The following is a 22946-nucleotide window of genomic DNA, read 5'->3' on the forward strand; positions in this document are numbered from 1 at the left end:
GGTGTAAGAGATAAAAAAGCCTCGAATTTCGAGGCTTTTTTTGTTCAATCCCTATTAGTTTAATCCAATATTAGTTTCAATTTGAGACTCTTTGGAAGGGATATTTATACTTGAATTATTTTCTATTTGGTTATCTTCTTTGTGTCTATTAATTCGATCTAAGTCACTTGCAAATGCTGCGGAAAATTCTTTTTCAGGTAATGTTAACTCTGCCAATTCTACATATTCTTCAAGGCTCATATTGCCGTTAATATGCTCAATACTTGCATTAGTTAAAGGCCCGTCATTTGAAAATGATAGGTTATCAAAGATGACATTACGAATGGCGTAAGAGGACGTATTTGAGGTTGAATTAGATAATGCATGAGACATTGTAGAGCTGATCAATACACCACGATTTAAATTAGATTGCCTTGCGATTGTATTGATACTTTCAACTAATTTGTGTTGTTCAGTTATTGACTTCACATCGTGTTCCATGAATGCTTTATCAATTATGGCTTTCAAGTTTTCTTTGAGAACATTATCTAATTGTTTAAATTTTACATTATGGATTTCATCCTCTTTATAGCTAGCTAGAAGGTCATTGTTTAGCTTACTAATGAGTTCTGTTAATGTTTTTTCTTCATTTATCGTAGGTTGCTCCTCTGTTTCCAGAGAGTGTTTAATTTGACTATTCTGCTCCATTACAATGTCAGTGGATTGTGCAGGGGTAAATAATCGCTGTAATTCTTGAGCAGAACGCTTCTGTGGGATCTGGGTCTGGTTCGATTTGTTTTCAGATATCGTAGATTTATCACTAGGTTTTACGGGAGAGTTTTGTTTGATTTTTTGGATCACGTTTAATTGATTTTTAATTTCACTCAAATCGTGTTGAAGTTTCTTGATGATATTTATTTCATTTTGTTGAAAATGATTAGTACTCATTGTTGCTTGGAACGAGTCGGGCGCTGTTGATGCAAAACTCCAATCCTTATGAATGATAAATTGCTTTTTATCTATATTTTCCATTGTAGCTTTAGTAGCTTCCACCACGGCAGATTGCTCAGTCTCGGTTTGAGGCTGGGTTTCTTCTGCTAATTCAGGCTCAGTGGTTTCCGCCACGGCAGATTGCTCAGTCTCGGCTTGAGGTTGAACTTCTTCCGTTGCTTCAGGCTCAGTGGTTTCCACCACGGCAGATTGCTCAGTCTCGGTTTGAGGCTGGGTTTCTTCTGCTAATTCAGGCTCAGTGGTTTCCGCCACGGCAGATTGCTCAGTCTCGGCTTGAGGTTGAACTTCTTCCGTTGCTTCAGGCTCAGTGGTTTCCACCACGGCAGGTTGCTCAGTTTCGGTTTTAGGTTGAGTTTCTTCCGTTGCTTCAGGCTCAGTGGTTTCCACCATGTCAGGTTGCTCAGCCTCGACTTGAGGCTGGGTTTCTTCTGCTAATTCAGGCTCAGTGGTTTCCGCCACGGCAGATTGCTCAGTCTCGGCTTGAGGTTGAACTTCTTCCGTTGCTTCAGGCTCAGTGGTTTCCACCACGGCAGATTGCTCAGTCTCGGCTTGAGGTTGAACTTCTTCCGTTGCTTCAGGCTCAGTGGTTTCCACCACGGCAGATTGCTCAGTCTCGGTTTGAGGCTGGGTTTCTTCTGCTAATTCAGGCTCAGTGGTTTCCGCCACGGCAGATTGCTCAGTCTCGGCTTGAGGTTGAACTTCTTCCGTTGCTTCAGGCTCAGTGGTTTCCACCACGGCAGGTTGCTCAGTCTCGGCTTGAGGTTGAACTTCTTCCGTTGCTTCAGGCTCAGTGGTTTCCACCACGGCAGGTTGCTCAGTTTCGGTTTTAGGTTGAGTTTCTTCCGTTGCTTCAGGCTCAGTGGTTTCCACCACGGCAGGTTGCTCAGTTTCGGTTTTAGGTTGAGTTTCTTCCGTTGCTTCAGGCTCAGTGGTTTCCACCATGTCAGGTTGCTCAGCCTCGACTTGAGGCTGGGTTTCTTCTGCTAATTCAGGCTCAGTAGCTTCCACCACGTCAGGTTGCTCGGTTTCGGCTTTAGGCTGGATCTCTTCTGCTAATTCAGGCTCAGTGGTTTCCGCCACGGCAGATTGCTCAGTCTCGGCTTGAGGTTGAACTTCTTCCGTTGCTTCAGACTCAGTGGCTTCCACCACGGCAGATTGCTCAGTCTCGGCTTGAGGTTGAACTTCTTCCGTTGCTTCAGGCTCAGTGGTTTCCACCACGGCAGGTTGCTCAGTTTCGGTTTCAGGTTGGGTTTCTTCCGTTGCTTCAGGCTCAGCGGTTTCCACCATGTCAGGTTGCTCAGCCTCGACTTGAGGCTGGATCTCTTCTGCTAATTCAGGCTCAGGGGTTTCGACCACGGCAGATTGCTCGGTTTCAGTTTTCTCAGTTGAAGAGGCTATCGCTATATTATTAACTTTATTAATTTCCTCATCAATGGCAGATGAAATTAATGCTGCGTCTGCTTGTACTGACTCTTGCAAATCAGAATCCATCGTTAGATAAGAATCAATGATGTTTTGTGCTAATGCAATATTCTGTAAATTTAAATCTATTAATTTAGTCTCATTAATATCATGCTCAATTGTGGGTTCTTGATTGATGTCTAATAAAATGAGGTTTAATTCTATTGCTGTTTGCTTGAGTGACAGATCAGTTTCGTTCAGTTCATTTTTTACTATGCTTTCATTAAAAATAGAGAGCTTATTTTTTAAATCATGGATTTCTTTTGGGATAGAGAAAGCGTCACTCATTTTTTGTACAAAATCGTCAGACTCTACTTTTAGTGTTGATTTAGTGACTTTTTCAGGTTCAACTTTAGCTATCTGATCTTGAAGCACCTTTAGTTCTTGAGTTAATGAATTCAGTTTTAATTCATAATTTGCAATTTTGTCTTGTGCTTTATCACTAGAGGATAAAGCTAAATTATCTATTCTGTTTTCCAAGTCATAAATCTGTTCTTGAAGAACTTCTTTATTTTCGTAGAGTTGAGTTAAAGGTAATTGACCGTGCATTTCAACTAATGGAATTTCCTGTATTGAAACTAAGTTAGTCTCTACTTTTTGAGCTGGCTTTTGGGCCTTTTGAGTTGAAGGAGAACTATCATTGAAGATTAAGTTCATCTCTCTACCTGTTTTTATTACTTGAGAATATGTTTGATAATCTAGGTGTTGACTATTAGATGCTTTGAAAAAATCATACGCATGTATTAACGAATCTTTTATGTCGTAAAAATTTTGAAATTGTTCTTTGTTTAAATTGATATCGGTAGGGATCCATTTATATTTATACTGGTTTTCTATGTTCCAGTTAGGGCTTACACTCGTTTGAAGTGTGGTTGTAATCGCATGTAATAAATAATCACCAGCTTCATTTCGGGCTTTATCTCTTGCTATTTCATTTGAGTCGCCTTCACTACGATAGTGATTTTCTAATGTATGAATTAAATCATCAATATCAGACAGCTTGTTTTCTTGTTGTTCTTTAGTGAAGTCTTTACCATTAATATCACTGAAATCAACAAAAACACTTGCTAATTCAATTGCATCTTTAAAGTCTTTAGCCACTTTTAGGCCAGTATTTTCCAACCGAACGACTTCTTTAGTTGTTAAATCGGTATATGAAATTGCTGGAGCAAAGCGCTCTTGGCCATGTTTATTAAAGCGGTCATTGTCTGCCATGTTTATAATTGGGAGTGTAGGGTACTTATTGAGGGCAGCACGTATTGCGTGATTTATATTTCCAGCATCAATTGCACAAATCACTAATGCATTAAGACCGCGTTTTTTTGATTCAACGTAAGCATGCAAACCATTTGCGATGCCTTCATTAGTAATGATTATGCTCGCTTCACTAGGATTCCCAATGGTATAGAACGCTTGTTTTTTAGTACCATCACCAAGGCCATCAAACATCTTATTTAGATATTCACTTTCTTCACCGTCTCTTTTGATCTCTATTTTTTCAGCGTATATTTTTTGATAACCTGTTGTCGTGCTTATATCTCTCTCTTCGTTAAGAGACTGATCTAGTGGTAGCCATGTTGTACCGTTAGAATCAATTCTTAATCCCGTCAGATGTTGAGCTGCTTCAACGACAAGTCCTTTTTGTTCCCAATAGGTGCTTTTTAATTGTTCCTGAGACGTTACAGGTGTTTGTTGTAGATAATTGTTTTTAGCGCTAGCTAATTTTTCAATGTTTTCTAATTCAATCTCGTGCAAAATTTGTTGTCTTTTGATGCTACGATCAGCTTCCCTTTGCTGGAATTCTTGAACTGATTTTTCATTAAAGACTACATTTGGTACATTTCCTTCTTTTAAGAAATCAGTATATTCATTACGTGAGTGCGGATCATTTGCATTTTCAAAGGAAGGGTAAAAATAAAAAGATTCGATTTCTTTTTTTCCACCTTTCCATATATGTACATTTAATAATACGTTCTTAAATCTGCTATTTTTTTGGTCATTCTTGATGTAAGCGTTAAACGCACCTCGAACTGATTTTTTCGCGTTTAATGCAGCTTTTTTCGAAATAGATGTTGCTAAATTATCAACAGGTGAATCATTTTCGCTAAGTTCAATGAGGTCAATCATAGCATCGGCATCGATATTAGCTTCTTTTGCCGCAGAATCAAAGACACTGATGTTTTGTTCTAATAACATTTTCAAATATACATGTGGGTTATCTGAGTTGAATTTTTTTTTCAAAAAAGCAACTTGTGAATCTTCACTATATAAAAATTCTTGTATTAATAATTTCTCAACGTCTGATGTACTTTTTACAATAACGTTTGATTCAAAAATGGATAAGTAACCATTAGCAAGTTTTAGGGCATCTGATCGGCTATATACCCCGAGTTGGTCTAACCGTTCTAGCTCATTTATTGACTCATTAACGAGTTGTTCTGCTAATTCTCTTGTTTTTTTATATTCGTTGTTTGGATTTTTTTTAGAAAAACGATTTGAATATGCTTTGTTTATTTTTACGAGCGCTTTATTTTTATCTGTTATTTTTTCTTGTTTGGATCGTTCGGATTTATTGATAGAAATAAGGCTGCTATGTAAGCGACGAACCTCATTATGAAAGCTATGGTTAACGGGCAACATTGCACTTGCACTGTATCTTAATGCTGCATTCGCGATGTTTTTTAACATTGGAATTTGAGGTGGAACTTTTAATTGCTCAACACGTCCTCCAAGTTGCCCAAATGTCATTCCATAATATTCTGTAAATTTCCCCTTATCGCCAACATAAGGCAATCTTATTGTTTTTGATGAATCTAAGGCCGAGGGAATATTTAGGTCATCTCTTGATCCTTGAAGCACTTTGCTTAAAGTATCAATGGTATCGTGTTTGATTTCATTCATATTGATAATCCTTTATTTAATTTGAATAGCGCAGCGCTTAAGGTGAGGGGGTAAATGTTCTTTATTCGCATAGGTAACTGCGATGACGTTGTGTAGGTTTTCTAATAGTATTTCAGCATTACTAATGTCGTTTGCTGTTTTTAATGGGCCATAGATAACGGCATTTACAATTAGATCCTCAAGGGTAGTTAGTGCTGATAATACTTTTTTATTAACAGGACTAAATGATTTTCCTTGATAATCGAAGGCGTCTGTATTAATTGCAAAAGCAAACCCTCCTTGTTTGTATAAATTGATAGCCTCAACGATCAGTACAGTACTAGCAATTTGTAAACAGTATTTTTTAGGTAGACACAAAACAACCGACTCACCATCTTTGAATTTTATTTTGGCTTGAATCAGTAAGTCTTTAATTGGTGTTGTAAGTGTGTAGTGAAAGGTTGGCAATGAAAGGGAATCATCCATAAATCTAATGAAACTAAGCATGATTATTTTATTATCATTGTTTGTATTGTACTGAGATATTTTACACTTCAATGTAGAGTGTTTTCCTGAAAAATGGATTAATGAGGTAGTGTTATCCATTTGATTCTCATTGAGAGAATAATATAAATTGCTCAGTGTTTTTAATGCTAAGCCTAAACTTGTATCTTTTTGACATTTACTCTCAGTAAATAATTTCTCATGCTTGAATGTTGATAATTGAAGGATCTCATTGGTCTTGGAATTAAGTTCAGCTTGAACAGAAAAGCTATTATTTTCTTCAATTTCATGAAGTAATAAGTTTAAGGGGGCATAAATGCCTTCAAGTGTAACAGTAGAAGTTAGTTTTATCTTTTTCTGTGTCATCGCTTTTATGCACTGCTGCTTGGTTGACCCGATTAAATGAAAAGTAGAGAAAGTGCATGATTGAATAAATGAAAGAAGAGGATCATCAATTATTGTTTGTGATTCTTCATTTATAGCTTGTAATTTTTCTACTAATTCATAATTAGATGCAGCTATGATTATTTCACTATTAAGATTAAAGATGGCGATAGCATTGTTATGGCAGTATTGTTTTAACTCTATATCAGCAAAGATGGTAGTTTCTGGAGTTAAGCCGCTTAGATCATGAAGATAGAAAATTTCTTCATGCATACAAGCACAAATCATTTTTTTATCATTGTCGATATAACCAAGTCTTAAAAGGTAGTTCAGATTTAGCTCTTCTTGCTCACAATCAACATCTATAAACTGAGCTTTAATAATTTCTGATAGAGGATTACCAGCTAATTTTTGATATATCGTGCTTGAATATATGGCTGAAGGAAGACTTTTAATTAAAGTTGCGGTTTCATTTTTTGAGATCAACATACTCATAATTTCATTCCTATCTCAGAACCATTTCTTGATAGGGCTGTTATCATTGTTGATAGTGATTGCTTAACTTGATTTGTGATGTCTTTAAGCTTGGTGCTTATTGAGTCAGCATTTAAGTCGATCCCTGATTTTTCGAACAATTTATTTAATTCAGGTGCTTTCTTATTGATGTGATCAAGAAGAGGTTGAACGCACTCTAAATCTTTTTTAAGTTTTTCCATATGAGCAAGTTTGTTATTGTCATTCATAAATAAGCCTTGCTTTACTTCACTCATTATTGACTGCCCAAGCTTTATGGCTGAATTCTTAAACTCATTGGTTTTTTTTGCGAGTTCTTCTTTTGTTAAAGAAGACGGTGAGGCTATCTGACTTACTAATGCCTGCATTTTAATACATTGCTCTGGGATACTTTCACTAAGGGCATTCTTTAACGGGAAGTTAGTGCTGTTAGTGCTCTTGGGTGATTGATTTCTTTTATTATGGATCGCTGCTGCAATAAGCTGACCTATCGTTGGGTTTGAAGCGTTTTTATTTAGGTCTTGTTCTTTTTCTTTTTCTTTTTCTTTTATGGATTGTCTTGAAGGATCCATATTATTGTTAGATGGATTTATTTGTTCCTGAACTGGCTCTGATTCTTGTTTTTGTTGGTTAAGACCGCCCAGCTCTAATTCTAATTCTAATTCAGCTTGAGCCTTGGCTAATTCCTCTCTTAATTCTTCGATATATTGCTGTGCTGTTTTTACTTTACTTCCTTCAATAGTTGTATGTATTGTATTTTCAACATAACTAGAATTAGAAGAAGGGCGCTCAGAATAATCCCCTGTGGCGTAACTAATGTCCTTATTAGATTCCATGCGCATATAAAAAGCATCGTTACCTTGGTTATCAATATGATGATAATTCGACGCTATTTTATTGTTCAGTTGCTCAGAGAAGAGGTCTCCAAACTTTAGATGTATATTGTTCGCCTCTATCTGTTTTGATTTATTGAGTTGGACGAGTTTATCCATACTGCAATCCCGAAATTCAATAGGAGAGCGAAATCCTTCAGGTGGCCAGCTTCTTTTAGTCTTCATGATTTATCCTTATATCTTTCAACTTTAAAGCCTGTAAGGTTTCGCTTCTTAGGCTTTTTTCCAATTTAGTTAATGTGCTATTTAGTGATTTACTATAATAAAGAGCCAGATGGCGCGTTATCTCTGGAGTCATTTGCACTTGGTTAAGTGATTCGATTCTTTCTGAATGAGCCAGTGTTGAACCATCATTAATGAAAGCGGCATCTCTCGCCTTATTGTTTATAAGCGTTCTTCGTTTTAATGAGTCGTCAATAAACCCTTTATAAAGGAGTGATTTTCTTAATTGTTGAAGCTCTATCGGACCTTGTGGTAATCCAATCAAAGAAATTTGTTCTGCTGATGGTGTTCGTATATCGCTTCCAAAAATTAATTCAATAAAGTTACTGGCCTTAACTAGTTCGTCTTCATTTAGTAACGAGTAATTATTTAGAATTTGGGATGTATCAGAAAGCTGCATACTGAAGGTTTCGAGAAATTGCTTGTCTTTTCCATTTTGAGAGCTATTTTTTGATTCAGTTTTTATGTGATTAAAGAAACTAATGTTTGTTGGAGTTTCATTATTCATCGCACCAGTGATTATATGGAATGTGCTTTCTTCTTTTTGTTTTTCAAAATTACAACTTTCACTTAAAGTTGTATTGACCTTGTCTAAGCTCTCATTAATTACCTTGCATGTTTCTTTACTCTGAAAAGGTGCAGAGTAGCGCTCTTCAGAATAATTATTTTCAGTGATGGAAATTGCTGATGTTTTAGCTTGTATTTCTGCTGATTGATTGGCATTTTTTTGATCATTTAGCCCTTCAGAAAGAGCTTTAGCTTGCTTCATTATTTCATCATGATTGCTCATGCGTTCGTCTTGTAAAATAGCTTCTCTAGTCATTTTCAAAAACCAGTTACCATCACGAATAAAATCAGTGATAAACCAAATAGGGGAGAAAAAGCTATAAGTCACAGGGCTTATAACCAGTGCCGCTACAATTATGAATGAGGTAATGCTATTCGATAGTTGGCGTTTCATAATTCATATTAACCTCTTCAGGAATAGAGTGGCCTAACTCGACATGTAACATCTTGTTCGGCAGTCTTAAGTTACGTATTGTTGCCGTAACATGATCGACAATGACAATACCCTCATCCAATGAGGTCAGCATTTTTGCATACCCTAGTCGTCTCTGATTGATATCGTTTCGATTAAATAATGCGCTTCTAACTGATGCATATAAGAGAAAAGTAGTTAAGGTATTATCGGCCTCTGTAAAACGATTATGGTGAGTCTGATAATATGAATTTAATATTCCGATTTGCTCATCGGTAGCCATGTCTTTTTCATAAACAGAATAAATTTCTATTTCATCTCGACCTTCATTTATAACGACGTATTCATTTACAAATGATTTGAAAATGCTTGCTAAATGTTGCATTTGGAAAACAACATCGGCAGTCAAATAACCCAATTCCAATGCTTTTTCTAGGTTTAATCCAGCGTATTTTAAATCAGCCTTATTTATGCGGAGCAAGTCGCACTGCTTATGAGCATACTCAATAATTGTTTGGTTTATCTTTGACATTTTGCTCTCTTATGCGTAATGTTTGATTACAATATATACGTATGTGAATTATAAAACAAATGAATGTAATTAACCCGAGTTTGACCCCACTGTATAAGCCTGCTGTTTATGCTTCTCTCTGTTCTAGGGCTGATATCACACTTTTTGTTGCTTTACAGAACGATATCGACCTATCAAATAAAATAATGACTTTTTCACCCTCACTTTCGAACTACTTTGGTTTTAAATCTGATAATACTCAATGTCATATTGGTGTTCCTGATGAGTTATGGGCCAAGTTTTCTCAAATAGATTTTCAATGCTTTTCTATAAGTTTAAATTACTTATCTCTTCATTATCACGTTGATGAAGAGCATGTAAGCTCATACAGAACTGCGGTAGGAATGGAAAAAGAGATTCATCTATCTGGAAGTGAATTAACTATTCGACTCCCTTTAAGAAGAAAAAACGCACTGGAAATTCAAGCTTGTATTGTTTTGCATCTTCATCATATGTCGCCAGATAGTGAAGCGATTGAAGGGCAAAATGAGCAAATATCAATAACAAAAAAACAGATTTTCGAGGATTAATTTATGGATGATCAAAAAGAGCCTGTTCATGTAAATAGCAAATTTAGTAAACCACTTAAAATTGTTGGTGTATTTGGTTTTATTGTTTTTGCTTTGATTTATATTTATGTCATCTTCAATACTTATTATGGTTCAAAGTCCGACCAGCCTTTAGGATCTTTACCAGTACCCATTAAAGTTATAAATGCAGATCCATTTATAGCGAGCGATGCTTTTGATTTATTAGAGGCAAAGGAGGATGTTGCATTAACTCCTTTGAGTATTAGCGAATTAGAAGCGAAATTAACAGTTCAATTTCAGCGTCATGTTTTTCTGAAAAACATTAAAGGAGCACCACTTTATCTTGCCGTTATTGGTGATGATATGTTCTTTGTTGATAGCACAGGAACTTACATGTTAGATGGACGCCTTCTAGATATAGAGAATAACTTAATACTATCAGATTTAATTCAAGAGGAAATTAATAGCGCGAGTCGTCATTTAACAGCTTTACGTTCTGCTCGGCTTGATGGCGTGAATTCATTTTTAGATGGAAAAAATCAAAATCGGATAGTTAAAAGTTATGAATATAAAGAATCCTCTAACCAAAAGGCAAGTATTAGTCAGACTCATGCCTTACCTGTAGCCACAAACTCAAAGGGAATTAGTCATAAATCCAACAAAGCAGCGATGAATTCAATCACCGTTGATACAGATACTCGCGCTTCTTCAATGAGTAACAATAGTAAATTTACTGAGCTTCCGATGGGGTTGGATCAGCAGCTTAATATAGCCCCTGACTTATTGAATATGGCCTCTTCGTTATCACTTTCAGATATAGCGTTTGAAGATAAGTGTTTAACTGTATCGCTAGGCGCAAATTCTTACGCTGAGATGTATCACTTATACCAAAGCATGAAATCAGAAAGTGTAATGAAAAAATGTGGCGAAGTTTATGCTTCAAAACTTATCCCCCAATTGGACGATAAAGATCTAATTGTCTATGAGGCTCCTAATGCGAAACGAAGCATTACGATTATTTCTGACTTTACTTGCCCTTATTGTCGAAAACTTCATGATGAAACACAGAAATACCTTGATGCTGGTGTCACTGTTCGTGTATTCCCTTATGGTCGAGCATCGTATATGAGCAACGGAGAATTGACCGCTGTTGGTAAGAATAACTCTTTAGCACAGTGTCAATTACCGAGTAAAAAGGGTGAGTTATTTGATACACTGTTGTCAAATCCTACACTATATAAAAGCAAAGTTTTAAGCGGAAATGGTGTGTCATTACCATCTGAAAAGTGCCAGCAAGTCTCTTTTATCTATAAGGTAATAGGAGATATCTTAACAAGCAGGGAAACCCCTATTATTATTAATGATGAAGGTAATGTAGCTCGTGGATATTTCCCAGCGAGTTCTTTGCTATCTAAGTGGGGAATGTTGTAGTTATAGAGTGACAAGATTAATGAAAGCCCCTCGATGGGGCTTTTTTTATATGCTGAAGTTAGTGTTTATTTCTTCGATGATATTATCTAGTTTTACGGTTCTTAATTCATTTTCAGGTTTGATCTGGATATCAGAATCAATATTCTTTTCTTGTTGTACGATGAGTTCATTTAGGACGTGGTTTAAGCCGAACTCAATCAATTTTGGGTAATGTTTTTCAGCTTGCTTTAATGTAGAGGATATTAATTTAGTATTACAATGATTACCGTTAAAGAAGAGTGTGGAATATTTTTTAGCAGATAATTCGATGTTTGAAGGACTTGTGTCTTTTGATGACGCTAATAGATAAGCGATTTCATTTTGTGGTGAAAGAGTAAGCTCATTTTTAATAAAACTACCCGTTCGAGCAAGAACACTTCCCGAATCAAAATGCATTACTGAACAATCATTAAAGCTATGATTCAATGATGTGCGGTTTTGTTCTTTAATTAGATATTCTATGGGGGTAATCGGGTGAGCCAGATTATAAATAGCATAATGAGCAGTGTTACTTTGAAAGTCGAGGTGTTGCTCATGATGAATAAGCTCTCCTGATAGCGTGTATTCACTTAACGTTTGATCAGCGATACTTGGTAAGAATTTAAAGTCAGTTCTAGTATAACTAATTCTACCGTTAATGAATGCATCTTGAAGTTCCTCTGCTACAGTCAATTTTCTACCTGATAGAGCTCTATCCGTGATTAAATCTCGGGTAATCGTAGGGTTAACCTTAGTTGCGGCATTTGCATCATGCCATTGTGTGGGTACATTACAAACATGTTGAACGCCTTCTACATTAAACCCTCTTTGTTGGACTTGGTTTATTCGCCCTACAGCATCAAATTGTTTTGCTAAAGAGATCCCTGTGGTTGTTAGATAGTTATTACGGTTCGACTTTGAGCTCATTTTGCGCATATGTAAATTAGTCACTTTAATCAATGCGGCTTTGAGTGCTTGGTTTTGATCAAAATCAAACTCGCCTTTATTGTATCGATTCAAAGTTAAAGTAATGCCTATTTCACTAATATCATTAAAGATACAACGTCCATGCTCAGAGTCAGGTGTTAAGTTTTTAATATGTTCAGCGATTAAATCTCCTTGAGGGTCGGGGTCTGTTGCTATGATTATTGGTTGTCCATTTAGCGCTCTTAAATCTTCAATAATGGTTTTGTTTATTGGTTGTTGAACAATATTATTATTATGAAACGTATAATCATATAGGTGGCCAGAAGTGGCCATTACACTTGTAATTACCCCTAGTTTAAATAAATTATGCTGTAAAAGAGCCGCAATCTTTGGACTCTCAACAATAATGTTTTTACCACTCCCAAGAATCATCAATCCCCCTGCCTTCTGTTGAAGGGCTATTTGATTTTTGATTGGGACTATTACTTTCAGGTAATTGTTTATAAAAATTATCAGTATGAACGCTGCATGATGCGGCTTTAAAAATACCGTTTAAATGACCGTAACAAGTTTCATCAACTTCGATGCAGTTTACGCTTTCTGTTATCAATTGCCCTGATAGTGACTTTGTTGTTTGTTTACACATGCGATTGTATTGACTCACTGGCCCATCAATTCGACCACATTCAACGGCACGTTTGCCAGTATTGTCTATGCTTGAACCGCTGACATAACAAGCTGAACCAAGATTCATATTGGCTGGCAAATTCTTACAGGATTCTACTATTGGAATAGGCGTCCCATCGGGGTATCGTTTAATTTGTTTTGTTTCATCGTCCGTCTCATAACCAATTACACACATCTCGTAGTCAACGGTCGGACGGCTACATTTAATTTTTCTCCATTCATCCGAGAAAGCATCCCCTTCTTTTAAATAACAGGTATCTGGACTTGAAGGTTCACTGTCTGTTATGGAACAAGGAACAATAATATTTTTTCCTGTACTATCTTGCGTGTAACACATTTCATCTTCTGGTTCTGTAGGTATTGGGTCGGGATTAGGGAGACCATTTCCATTACCGCTATTACCTCCGTTATCATCGTCACCAAACAAATCATCTATGGTTTTATCTTTGATAGCATTTAGTTCACTACATACTTGTCCTGTTAACCCTGCGGCTATATCACCAAGAGTAGGGAGCCCAATCAAATCAAAATCCATGTTACAGCTTGCCATTGGATTGAACCATGTTGAAGGGTTCCCACTCGTAGTATCAATATCGCATTCATAATCAATAGCTGGAGAGGGGAGAGTTATAGTTAAAGAGTCACATGAATTAGATGGACTTATAGCCCAAGTTTTTTGCGGTTCTGATTTTTCAGCAAATGCGTAAGAAGTAGAAAACAAAGCCACTATTAATGCCATTTTTATTTTCATATCGAATGTCCTGTAATGGTTTGTAACGTTGATATTTTTGCGACTTCTTCGACTCTTTGAACAATAGTCTTTGAAGCGATAACTATTTGATTGTTAACTAGTGTATTTTTTTCTATAGATTCGTTATAGGTGGTGTAAGCATATTCGTAAATAGCGGTTCCCCAAGCGTCACTATTAAAACCGCACCACGCCATTGCGGTGATAGATTCAGTGAAAGGAAGGTAAGCAATTAATCCTATTAGATCAGCGAGAGCATGCTCTGTTTTATCACTCAGAGGATAGCGACAAACTGAAGGCAGATTGTTAAATATTTTAGCAATATCATGAATTTCACTATTTAGCGTCCACGTTTCTTTTTCTTCGAATGAATGCCAAATTGCGAGAACATCTTGACTGTACTGTTCTAAATATTGTGACTTATACGTTGTGTATTTATCTATATCCATTGCTATAACCGTATTTTATTTATAATATGGTTACATTAGTAATTTTTTAGGGATAGTGCAATGGAATTCGAACAATCATTAACTAGACGAAATCTAGCGGTAGATCTTCAAGAGCCCTTGTTATCCTCTTCTCCTCGTTGGAATCCTGATTCTTGTCTATCTATGGAAGATTTCACACTTCAAGTTGAATCTTTTCATCCTCAAGCATTTGATAACCGCTTACTTACAGCTATTGAAAATAACAATGAACCTATTTTTACGCTTGGTGATGTGACTACACAATTAGAGCAACCGTTTGACATTAGCAATGATATTGAGATGGATAACTCAATGGAAATGGAAAAAATGGGGATGTAACGATGTATTTTTCTAAAAAACACTTAGCCGTAATTATTGCACTTAGTTTTCCATTTAAAGCTAATGCTGTTGTTTGTATAGACGCGATTGGTAACGCCCTCCAATTAGAAGAAATGGTATCGTCGGCTGCTCGTTGGGTTGAAGAAAAGTCAGCTTGGGCGGCTGAATATGCTCAAGAGAATGCATTAGCCGAATTTGAAAATATGCAAAGTGAATACCGTGCAAGTGCTGAAATTTCAGCAGTTACAACATCGGTATCCTCAACGGCTAATGCTCATGCTGAAGAGCGATATATTGCTTCACCTAGTGCTTGTTCTGCAATCCAAGGAGCTAAAGCTCTTTATGATTCGTTTTCAGCCAATTTATGTGCTGAAGACGAATCAAAGGTTGCTGTGGAAAGTTTGGAATTATCAAAAATCACAGACTGTGGGGTTGGTGGCTCAGGATTACATTGTGGTGCGTTAAAAAAGAAAAGAGAAAGCATTTCAAGTCGTTTAGTTTCGGCTGTAAATGATAAAGATGGTGAATCTCTTGCCGCAATGCTAGATGGTGGAACCGTACTTGGTGTTGGTGACGGGGTAATGAGTCCTGATAAACAACAAGCCCAAGATGATGCTTTTGCATTAATTCTTGGAGTGGAAGATACGAAGTCACTACCTCGACGTTTGGATGGTAGTTTAGCTACAAATGATGATCCCCATGCGATAGCAGCTACGACTCAGTGGGCTAGACAACACGCTCTTGAATCAATTCCAAATTCTGCGTTAAAACGAATCAAAGGATTGTACGATCATCAAGACGGTAAAAAATCAATTATCGCCCAATTAGAAGAACGAGTTCAGTATTATAATAGTGAAGAGTTCTTAAAATTAATTACGAATACCAACTCAAAAGACTCCCTGCCTGCCGATTGGGGGACAATGCACCCAGAAGCTAAATTTTCTTATTTACAAACATTACCGTCAAGTGAGCAACCAGTATCGTCAGAGCAAGTTACTCGCATGATCGCTGAAATGATTAGCCTACAACTTGCTTTGGATTTTTTAACTACAGAATCCGCGCTATCAAGCAATGCTCTTATTGCGATTCAATCAAAGGTTCAGATGTAAATGAATATGCTTGATGAATTCTTTAAGTTCATGGTCGAGTATGAGATCCCATCTCTTTATTTATTAATTGAAGTTATTTTTATGGGTCTTGGTTGGTATTACTTTATTTGGTGTATCGCGACTCTTAAAAATGTTAAGCAATTAACGGGTAATTACTCACAAACAGCTTTTCAAATGGCTGATGTTTCTCCGCTATCAATCATAGGGCGATTCTTTGCTAGTGTTTTCTTAATGTCTTATGGGCAAGGCCAAGCGCTAATCGCTAATTCTATTTTTGTGTCACAAGATTTTGCCCCTTACTCAATTGAAATGTTTAGATCGATTTCTTGTGCCAATGGGAGTATGGAAGGTTGTCTTCATTATGATTTGGGTCTCTATCAGAATCAATCATGGGAGTCTCAGGTTATTAATGCGAATTTTTTCAATTTAACTACAGCATTGATGCAAATATTTGGGGCGATTGCGTATGGACGTGGTTGGCATAATGTTGGCCGACTTGGAGATAACGCTGTAAGTGGGAAAGCTCCTCCTACATTTGGTGGGGCTTTAACTCAACTTATTCTCGGTGTGGCATTTATGCACCCCCTTGAACTATGGGAAATGTTCACTTAAGTAAATAACAAGGAACAGTTATGGAAGAGAATACAGGGTTACTTGATGGGCTTGGTAATGCTATTGACTATCTTGCTGAGCCATCAATTATACATTGGTTGACTCTTTGGTATGGTGATTGGGTTTTAGGTGTCTTTAATGATTCTGCCGCCATTAATTACCCCGTTTCAGCTTTAATGATCGCGTTAGCTTCGTTAAACATCGTTGCGTTGGCTGCATTATTAATTGTCTTGGCTTTTACTGGAGGTAAGTCTCTTTTATCTGGTTTAGTTACTGCTGATATCGCATCTGGTAATAGTAAATTTCTTCCTATTCGTTTACTGATGGCTTTTAGCTTACTCATGCCTACAAGCGCTGGTATTGAAGCGATGAAGGACTATAACGTTTCGATCAGTAATGTTCAGCTTAATACAATGAGAGTAATCGTTGGGGGAGGGGCTATTGCCGATTGGTTATGGGGTCAATCAACGCGAGCTTTATTTGAATTTAATATTGGAGGGGCATCACCTATTCGAAATACGATTGATCGCTCTAATTCATTTGCTCGGGCGTTTACCTGTAACTATCTTTATCATAAAACCATAGGGGCAAGTAATGGAGAGCAACTTTTCTATTATTTATCAGGCCGTGAAAATATACCTACCTTTAAATCTTTGCAAGGCGCAGATAGTTGGGATGAAATAGCATTACCCGAGGAAGGAGGACTTCCAAGCTTTCTTAGAATTCGATTAGGTGGTCCCAATGAATCATGCGGTTCATTGACGTTTCAGTTACAAGGGGATCCAAAAGCGGAAGATGACAAACAAAAAGGAATGTTCTCAAGCACAAATTCATTAGTCACAGAAATGCAGTATTTAATGAGAAAAGAGGCAAATGCAATTTTACTTTCAACAATGAGGCCTTATACCGAATTTGCAAAGCGTTACTATGATGCATTTTCTAGTGTTTCAGTTAAAACATTGTATGAGAGTAAAAAACCTAATGTTGGTGGCGAGTCATTTGCTCCTGAAGCGATTAATTCTGGAACACTCCAATCAGGAGCCTCTTCTTTAAAGGATAAAGTCAATGGTACAGGAGATGCCTTAATTTATTTGGCTCAACAATTAGCCTACAACCAACAATCAATATCTCAGAAGGCACTCAGTGTATTTGGTGAGCATTTAGGAGAGGAAGGCGATAATCTACCAGAGACATCAATAACAGATCGCATTATTAATAATTATCTATCTGGCTATATATCGGCTGGGAGTTTTTGGAGCTTTTATCAAGACTTTTCAGCCCTTGCTTATGATGCTGAGCGCTATGGTAATGGCTTTGCTGTAACAACCGCTAATATGGATAATGGATCCGAGTTATGTAAGGGAAGTATATTTTCTTGGTTATCTTCTTCTTCCGTTGATGGAATTGATTTTGCTTGTGAGACAACAGGCCATTTAACGATTGGGTTTGATTGGATGGTTGATGTATCAAAACAAAAAGCGGCAATGAAACAGATGGCTTCGACGATTTCAGCCATTGACCGTGATTATGAAGTCGATGTAGCACTTTGGTCGGGGTTTTATAGCATTGGCAATGGAGAGACATCAACAGGATTAGGAGTGTGGTCAAGCGTCATGGTTTGGCTGATTGAAATGGTTTGGAAGGGAATGGAGTGGGCAAATCTAAGTGGAAATGATGGGTCGTTAATAGGCAGTCATGAACAAGATAGATTGAGTTTATTATCAGGTGATGACAGTCTTTTGTTTAACCTATCAGGTCAAAATTCACCTTATATATTTCTGACTCAAGTCGGGGAAGGAATGCGTGATATTTCTTTTCTTATACATGGCCTCAGAGGAACCCTTGATGCTTTGATGAAAACTCAATTATCAATTGCTGAAAAGACATCTGACTCATTAATGCAAACAACTCCGCTCGCAGCTCCGCTTGCATTTTGGTTAGAGTTCCCACTTCGGGCGTTAAATAATTTATGGGAATGGGGTAATCAGACTCTTGGAATGTTGGTAACCGTCTTATCCACAACAAGTCTTATTTTAGTCTATGGTTTACCTGCCATCCCCGTAATTGGCTGGACGATGGTACTTGCTGGATTGTTTTTTACCTTTTTTGCAGCAATGGCCGCTGTTCCTTTTGCCGCAGTACTTTTAGGGATACCAAAGGGAGAAGGATTATTTGCCCCAGATACAGAGCGAGTTCTGTCTTTGATTTATGGAATTTTTATCCGTCAACCTTTAACCGTAATTGGGTTTCTTGGAAGTATGTATATGGGGTATACGACAATGTCATTGTTTAATTTAATTTGGTTTGTGACCTTCTTTACTAAGTTGGATGGCCTAGGCTTACTTGATTCGACAATGGCAATTATCTTTATATTTTTAGGCTATGGTGTTGGGCTATTTTTTATTGCTTTGTATTCATTTCGTATTACGACCATGACTGTAGATACCGTTGGTTTATGGTTTAGTAGTGTCTTAGTTGGTGGGGCATTTGGTAATAATGAAAATGAAATACAAAGTTCAACTCAGGCTATTCAAAGCCTGTCATCTAAACTTGATGAATTTGCATCGGCTAAGGAACAAGGGTCGTCAAATTCTGGTGGTTCTAATGGTGGCGATAAACCAAAATCACAATCTAGCATGAATGCGTAAGGTGATTGAATAATGGATGATAATGATTTTAAACAAATTGTGTTAACAGAGGATGCTAAAAAGAAAAAAGTACCGACTGTTAATTCAAATAATGTAGTCATACATAGTGATGATCTAGGCGATTTGAATGATAAAGTTATTGTCATTCAAATACCGCCTCAATCGGGAACTCAAGAGTTACCTCCGCTACCTGATAATACGCCTTCAGAAAAGCCTAAACGTGCTTTTGTGATTAAAGGTGTTGGTCGAAGTTTATCGAATACGGTTGATGATCATACCTTTCGGATCTTGCGCCCAAGCAGCCCACATAATGCAGTTTTTATTGATGGCTTTATTAAATCAACGTATAGGGATTGGTTATCTTTAATTGACCCTGATAGTGAAACCGAAAAGGCAATTGATAAAGTTCGATATTTAGATGAAGAAAATCGTCCATTTAGAGAAATAGTATCGCAGCTAGATAACTGTAATGTCGATTCAATTAATGCGACTCAAAATGCAATGCTGTGGTGCTTGGGTGTCTCTACGGTTGGAGTCTTTTATAGTTTATTTAAATGCTTGGTGTCGATTCTAATGTTGTTCATGGTCTCAGATTCCAGCCTAGATTTAATTGTTAGTTTTGGTATGTGGCTGTCATTTTCAATGTTTGCTGTGTTTATGTATTTGTATTATGGCTATCATTGCTGGGTATTAAGGAGGGATAAATTTGGTACATTTAAGGGGTTTTTATATGATTATCGAGCCTTTGAAATGAATGCAATTTTTCCTTACATAGAAGAATAAAAAAGGCCTCAATTATGAGGCCTTTTTTGTTAGTCAGAATTTTTTAGGTTAAATGTTTTATTTATGATGATAGTTATGAGCTTACTTATCAAAGTAATAATAAGGGCATATCCAATTAAAATAAGAAGAACATGCTTTGGATAAGGCGGTCTTCCTCTCTCAAACACCTCGCTCATGGGCATGATTAAAAAGCTAAAGCTTGTTGTTGGCTCAGGTATAGGTTCGTAAGGCATCATTTGATTCATGCGCTCACGATTGTATACACGAACAAAATGACTTTCATTTATCATGCTAACATTACGTTTTTCTAGAAAATCTACTTTAGTTTGTCGATCCTCGTGCTGAGGACGTACAGACATATCGTTTTTTAGAGAGTCCCACCAATGATAGATATTACTCGGTTCCTGATTTTGTAACGATGTTGGAATTCCAGATACCGTTTCTATACTCACTGGATATTCACCATTCGAGTTAGCGGCAATAGGGTTAGTTAGGTTATCTAAGTGGTATTCCATTTGATTAGCAAAACCAATAAATCCAGCGTTTGGAAGTTGTATGAATGGTTGATAAAGAAGGGTGAAAAATAGCGCCACACTAATAATTAGAAAGCGCTTTTTCTTATTTGAAGTAGTAAATTTTTTATAAGCTCGAATCGGAATTAGAGCGAGCAACCAAAAACTATGACGGATAGCTGAAACGATGAATGCTAACGTTAGGATTACCGCTGTAATGGGGGTAACTAGCCATTTTAGTAAGTTGGTTGCAAGCATGGTTATTTACTCCATTTTTATAGATTCCAAATCTATTGCATCATTAATTGTAATATCAATGAGGCGCTGATTATGATTAAAAACAAAATCTACCGCATGTCTAGTGTGGCTTGATGTTGATGTTTTAAGATAACGGTACTTATAAATAGTACGGTTGTCTGGATACATTATTTGTTGTGGGTAGCCAAAGAATTCCTTTACCGTTTCTTGAGTACTCACACCAAGGGTTAAACGCTCTAATTTAGCATAGTTGATAGGGCGGCCCATTTCTGATGATGCACAGCCTGCTAAGGCTGTAATTAGAGCAAATATAGCAATCGATCTACGTAACATTGTGCAATACCTTCAATATATGTATGAAATTTGATTCTTGCAATAGTGGATATTCTTATTTCAACAATCGTCATTTTTTAGAAAAACGTCATTACGGGTAATAACAGTAAACTTCAGCTAGGCCTAAGCCGTTTTGGTCATCAATCAACCCCAGAGCTGGATCACCTACATCGTGAGTTTTAAATGCAATTTGCCAGTTAGTACCGACAATATTTGCATCTATATAGTTAATGTTGTTATTTACTTTAATTGCCCCGTTGTCTAAGAAAATTGTGGTCCATCTTTTAGGGGTAATTAGTAATCGAGGGGAGCCACCAGAAGCGCATACAGGTAAAGGCAATAAATCATTAGCTGCGACCATTTTTACCCCTTGCATGGATAGCTTTGGCATTACATCACTAATAGAGCGGTTCCCTAAAGACGTAAGAACAATATCATTCAATCGAGAAATCCCTGACGGATCCATATCAACGAAATAAGTATCATCGTCTGCATTTATTAATGTTCCTGTCATGGATACATCACCTTCAGATAAAGTTACATTATCCGTTGCATTGCCTACTCGAACTTGACCTGCAAATTGGTTTTGAACTGAAGCGTCAATTTGTTGTATGTATTCGACAGTTAAATCATTAATTTCTGCGGTATCTATGATTGCACCATCACTATCAATAAATGTGCTGGTTAGGTTGTCAATTTCAGCTTGTGGTGTTACGAACTCTTCAACGGTTAATCGCTCTAATGCACTATCACCATCCATATCAATGAATCGCGTCGTTGATACGGTATCTGTAGCTCTGTCATAGTCAGCAAATCTCTCTGCACTAATTGTTTCAGCGCCTTCAATACCTGCACCATCTTCATGTATTTGTGTACCGGTGATCGTAACAAGTCCATCCCTTCGAGAATAAGGAGTATTGGCAACATTTAAGCCGATATCTCCTTGTACAATTGCAGTCGTTGTTGCTGTAAAAAATGAGTTTGTGGCTCCCATTGAGCTGAATGACACTAACTTTTCGGCTGCAACGGCAATCTCACTTGCAAGATGGCGATCTGGGTCACCAGTGTTTGATAGGATTCCATTGGCATGATCTGCTTTTTGTACGATTTGGATCCGAGTATTGATAATTGTTCCATTATTGCTGATCTCAAATCGGTAAGTAGTATCTCCGCCTAAAAATGGGTTATTTAACGTATTACAGTGAAGGTTTTCTACTGGAGAGGTTGCAGAACCTCCACAAAAATCTTGGCTTTTTAGCCAATCAAGACCTAAATGGACAGCCCCATTAACAAAGGGGTGGCCAACTTGGTCCCATTGTTCTAAAGGGGAGAGTAGTGGTGGGGTCGTAGAGCTATCCCCTCCGCTACTTTGATAACGAACAACTGCATTTGCAATAGTTGCTAGTCGTTGGCCTTGTAAAGTGATGGCAGAGCGCTGATTTTCTTCGGCCCACTGTTGAGTGAATTTTGAAAACACCACCATCATAATAATAGTGGCCAGCATTGCTCCAATTAATATCGAACCTTTTTGCTTACCAAAAGAGTTTGCCATCATACTTGACCTATATTAATTATTTATAAAAGTAATGTTGATTGACGTACCAGCAGCAGCACATGCAGTAGTTATTGCTGGAGCTGTGGCTACTCGTGTTGAGCCTACTCGTATTTCATCAATTCGTGCAAACATACCCTCGACAATATCTTGACAAAGATCCCCCTCGACATCATTAGCGATAATACTTATGAATTGATCTGTTCCTGAAAGAACTCGACCACTTTTAAGGGTGGCACTATCAACGGAATCATAGGTTAAGCCGTCGGTTGAAAATGGAGTCACAAATTTATTTGCTGTAGGTGATTTGGTCGTATCGAGTACAATTCGCTTTGATGTATAAGCATAAGCATTATTCAATCCGTCATAAGAACCATAAGTGGTTTTCATTTTTGGTAAAGTATCGAAAGATTTATTTAGAATCGATAACATACTTTCTGATTTTTGGTTTTGTTGCCAATTTGAATAGACATTATAACCTCCAGCCGCAAGTATACCTGCGATAACGATGGCAATAACAATTTCGACTAATGTCCACCCAGCATTTTTTTTCTTTTGAGGAAAACGCATATTTCTATTTCTGTTCATTGTTTAT

At 37.1% G+C, this 22946-nt stretch carries 19 protein-coding genes; 7 read left to right on the forward strand and 12 right to left on the reverse strand.

The genetic code is table 11. The annotated features are described in order from the left end of the window. Window positions 1–54: 54 nt before the first annotated feature. From AC2IP4_RS21385 to AC2IP4_RS21405, 5 genes are read right to left on the reverse strand one after another with little or no spacing between them, the layout of a single operon-like run. Complete coding sequence (locus tag AC2IP4_RS21385) at window positions 55–5352, reverse strand: primase/helicase family protein (protein WP_486317167.1); 5298 nt, start codon at window positions 5350–5352, stop codon at window positions 55–57. A 12-nt stretch (window positions 5353–5364) separates the two neighbouring features. Further along, entirely contained in the window at window positions 5365–6714 is a 1350-nt protein-coding gene (locus AC2IP4_RS21390; RefSeq protein ID WP_486317168.1) for a hypothetical protein, read from the reverse strand. Then, window positions 6711–7790, reverse strand: coding sequence for a hypothetical protein (locus AC2IP4_RS21395; protein ID WP_486317169.1), 1080 nt, complete (start codon window positions 7788–7790; stop codon window positions 6711–6713). Before AC2IP4_RS21395 ends, AC2IP4_RS21390 begins: the two co-directional genes overlap by 4 nt. Next, window positions 7780–8808: a hypothetical protein gene (locus AC2IP4_RS21400; RefSeq protein ID WP_486317170.1), complete on the reverse strand. Its 1029-nt coding sequence runs from the start codon at window positions 8806–8808 to the stop codon at window positions 7780–7782. The genes AC2IP4_RS21395 and AC2IP4_RS21400 overlap by 11 nt, the downstream gene beginning before the upstream one ends. Beyond that, window positions 8786–9358: a hypothetical protein gene (locus tag AC2IP4_RS21405; protein WP_486317171.1), complete on the reverse strand. Its 573-nt coding sequence runs from the start codon at window positions 9356–9358 to the stop codon at window positions 8786–8788. The genes AC2IP4_RS21400 and AC2IP4_RS21405 overlap by 23 nt, the downstream gene beginning before the upstream one ends. Window positions 9359–9417: 59 nt before the next feature. Between AC2IP4_RS21405 and AC2IP4_RS21410 the strand changes: the two genes are divergently transcribed. Next, window positions 9418–9927 carry a hypothetical protein gene (locus tag AC2IP4_RS21410; protein WP_486317172.1) on the forward strand — a complete coding sequence of 170 codons (510 nt, stop codon included), beginning with the start codon at window positions 9418–9420 and terminating at the stop codon, window positions 9925–9927. Window positions 9928–9930: 3 nt separating this feature from the next. Continuing rightward, window positions 9931–11358 (forward strand): hypothetical protein, encoded by a 1428-nt coding sequence (locus tag AC2IP4_RS21415; RefSeq protein ID WP_486317173.1) that lies wholly within the window; start codon window positions 9931–9933, stop codon window positions 11356–11358. 45 nt (window positions 11359–11403) lie between these two features. On the opposite strand, the gene AC2IP4_RS21420 is transcribed toward AC2IP4_RS21415, so the two are convergent. Genes AC2IP4_RS21420 through AC2IP4_RS21430 form a run of 3 tightly spaced genes read right to left on the reverse strand, consistent with a single transcriptional unit; the run spans window position 11404 to window position 14187 of the window. Continuing rightward, window positions 11404–12735, reverse strand: a complete 1332-nt coding sequence (locus tag AC2IP4_RS21420; protein WP_192957908.1) for a toprim domain-containing protein — start codon at window positions 12733–12735, stop codon at window positions 11404–11406. Further along, a complete protein-coding gene (locus AC2IP4_RS21425; RefSeq protein ID WP_192957907.1) occupies window positions 12716–13741 on the reverse strand; it encodes a hypothetical protein in 1026 nt (341 codons plus the stop codon). Before AC2IP4_RS21425 ends, AC2IP4_RS21420 begins: the two co-directional genes overlap by 20 nt. Continuing rightward, on the reverse strand, window positions 13738–14187 hold the full coding sequence (locus tag AC2IP4_RS21430; RefSeq protein WP_192957906.1) for a hypothetical protein: 450 nt from the start codon (window positions 14185–14187) through the stop codon (window positions 13738–13740). The genes AC2IP4_RS21425 and AC2IP4_RS21430 overlap by 4 nt, the downstream gene beginning before the upstream one ends. A 60-nt stretch (window positions 14188–14247) precedes the next feature. Between AC2IP4_RS21430 and AC2IP4_RS21435 the strand changes: the two genes are divergently transcribed. From AC2IP4_RS21435 to AC2IP4_RS21455, 5 genes are read left to right on the forward strand one after another with little or no spacing between them, the layout of a single operon-like run. After that, window positions 14248–14544: a hypothetical protein gene (locus tag AC2IP4_RS21435; protein WP_192957905.1), complete on the forward strand. Its 297-nt coding sequence runs from the start codon at window positions 14248–14250 to the stop codon at window positions 14542–14544. A gap of 2 nt (window positions 14545–14546) precedes the next feature. Continuing rightward, complete coding sequence (locus tag AC2IP4_RS21440) at window positions 14547–15653, forward strand: hypothetical protein (protein WP_192957904.1); 1107 nt, start codon at window positions 14547–14549, stop codon at window positions 15651–15653. Further along, window positions 15654–16265, forward strand: coding sequence for a hypothetical protein (locus tag AC2IP4_RS21445; protein WP_486317174.1), 612 nt, complete (start codon window positions 15654–15656; stop codon window positions 16263–16265). A 20-nt stretch (window positions 16266–16285) separates the two neighbouring features. Continuing rightward, window positions 16286–18913, forward strand: coding sequence for a hypothetical protein (locus AC2IP4_RS21450; protein WP_486317175.1), 2628 nt, complete (start codon window positions 16286–16288; stop codon window positions 18911–18913). A 12-nt stretch (window positions 18914–18925) separates the two neighbouring features. Beyond that, the gene (locus AC2IP4_RS21455; protein WP_486317176.1) at window positions 18926–19696 is read left to right on the forward strand and encodes a hypothetical protein; all 771 of its coding nucleotides are present in this window, start codon (window positions 18926–18928) and stop codon (window positions 19694–19696) included. A 29-nt stretch (window positions 19697–19725) separates the two neighbouring features. Here AC2IP4_RS21455 and AC2IP4_RS21460 read toward each other — a convergent pair whose 3' ends face one another. The 4 genes from AC2IP4_RS21460 to AC2IP4_RS21475 form a co-directional block, all read right to left on the reverse strand. After that, window positions 19726–20466 carry a hypothetical protein gene (locus AC2IP4_RS21460; RefSeq protein ID WP_486317177.1) on the reverse strand — a complete coding sequence of 247 codons (741 nt, stop codon included), beginning with the start codon at window positions 20464–20466 and terminating at the stop codon, window positions 19726–19728. Window positions 20467–20472: 6 nt separating this feature from the next. After that, the gene (locus AC2IP4_RS21465; protein WP_486317178.1) at window positions 20473–20799 is read right to left on the reverse strand and encodes a hypothetical protein; all 327 of its coding nucleotides are present in this window, start codon (window positions 20797–20799) and stop codon (window positions 20473–20475) included. Between the two features lie 91 nt (window positions 20800–20890). Next, complete coding sequence (locus AC2IP4_RS21470; RefSeq protein WP_486317179.1) at window positions 20891–22354, reverse strand: type II secretion system protein; 1464 nt, start codon at window positions 22352–22354, stop codon at window positions 20891–20893. A gap of 12 nt (window positions 22355–22366) precedes the next feature. Then, entirely contained in the window at window positions 22367–22939 is a 573-nt protein-coding gene (locus AC2IP4_RS21475) for a prepilin-type N-terminal cleavage/methylation domain-containing protein (protein WP_274440647.1), read from the reverse strand. Window positions 22940–22946 lie beyond the last annotated feature (7 nt).

It is taken from the genome of Aliivibrio thorii (genome assembly GCF_057368585.1).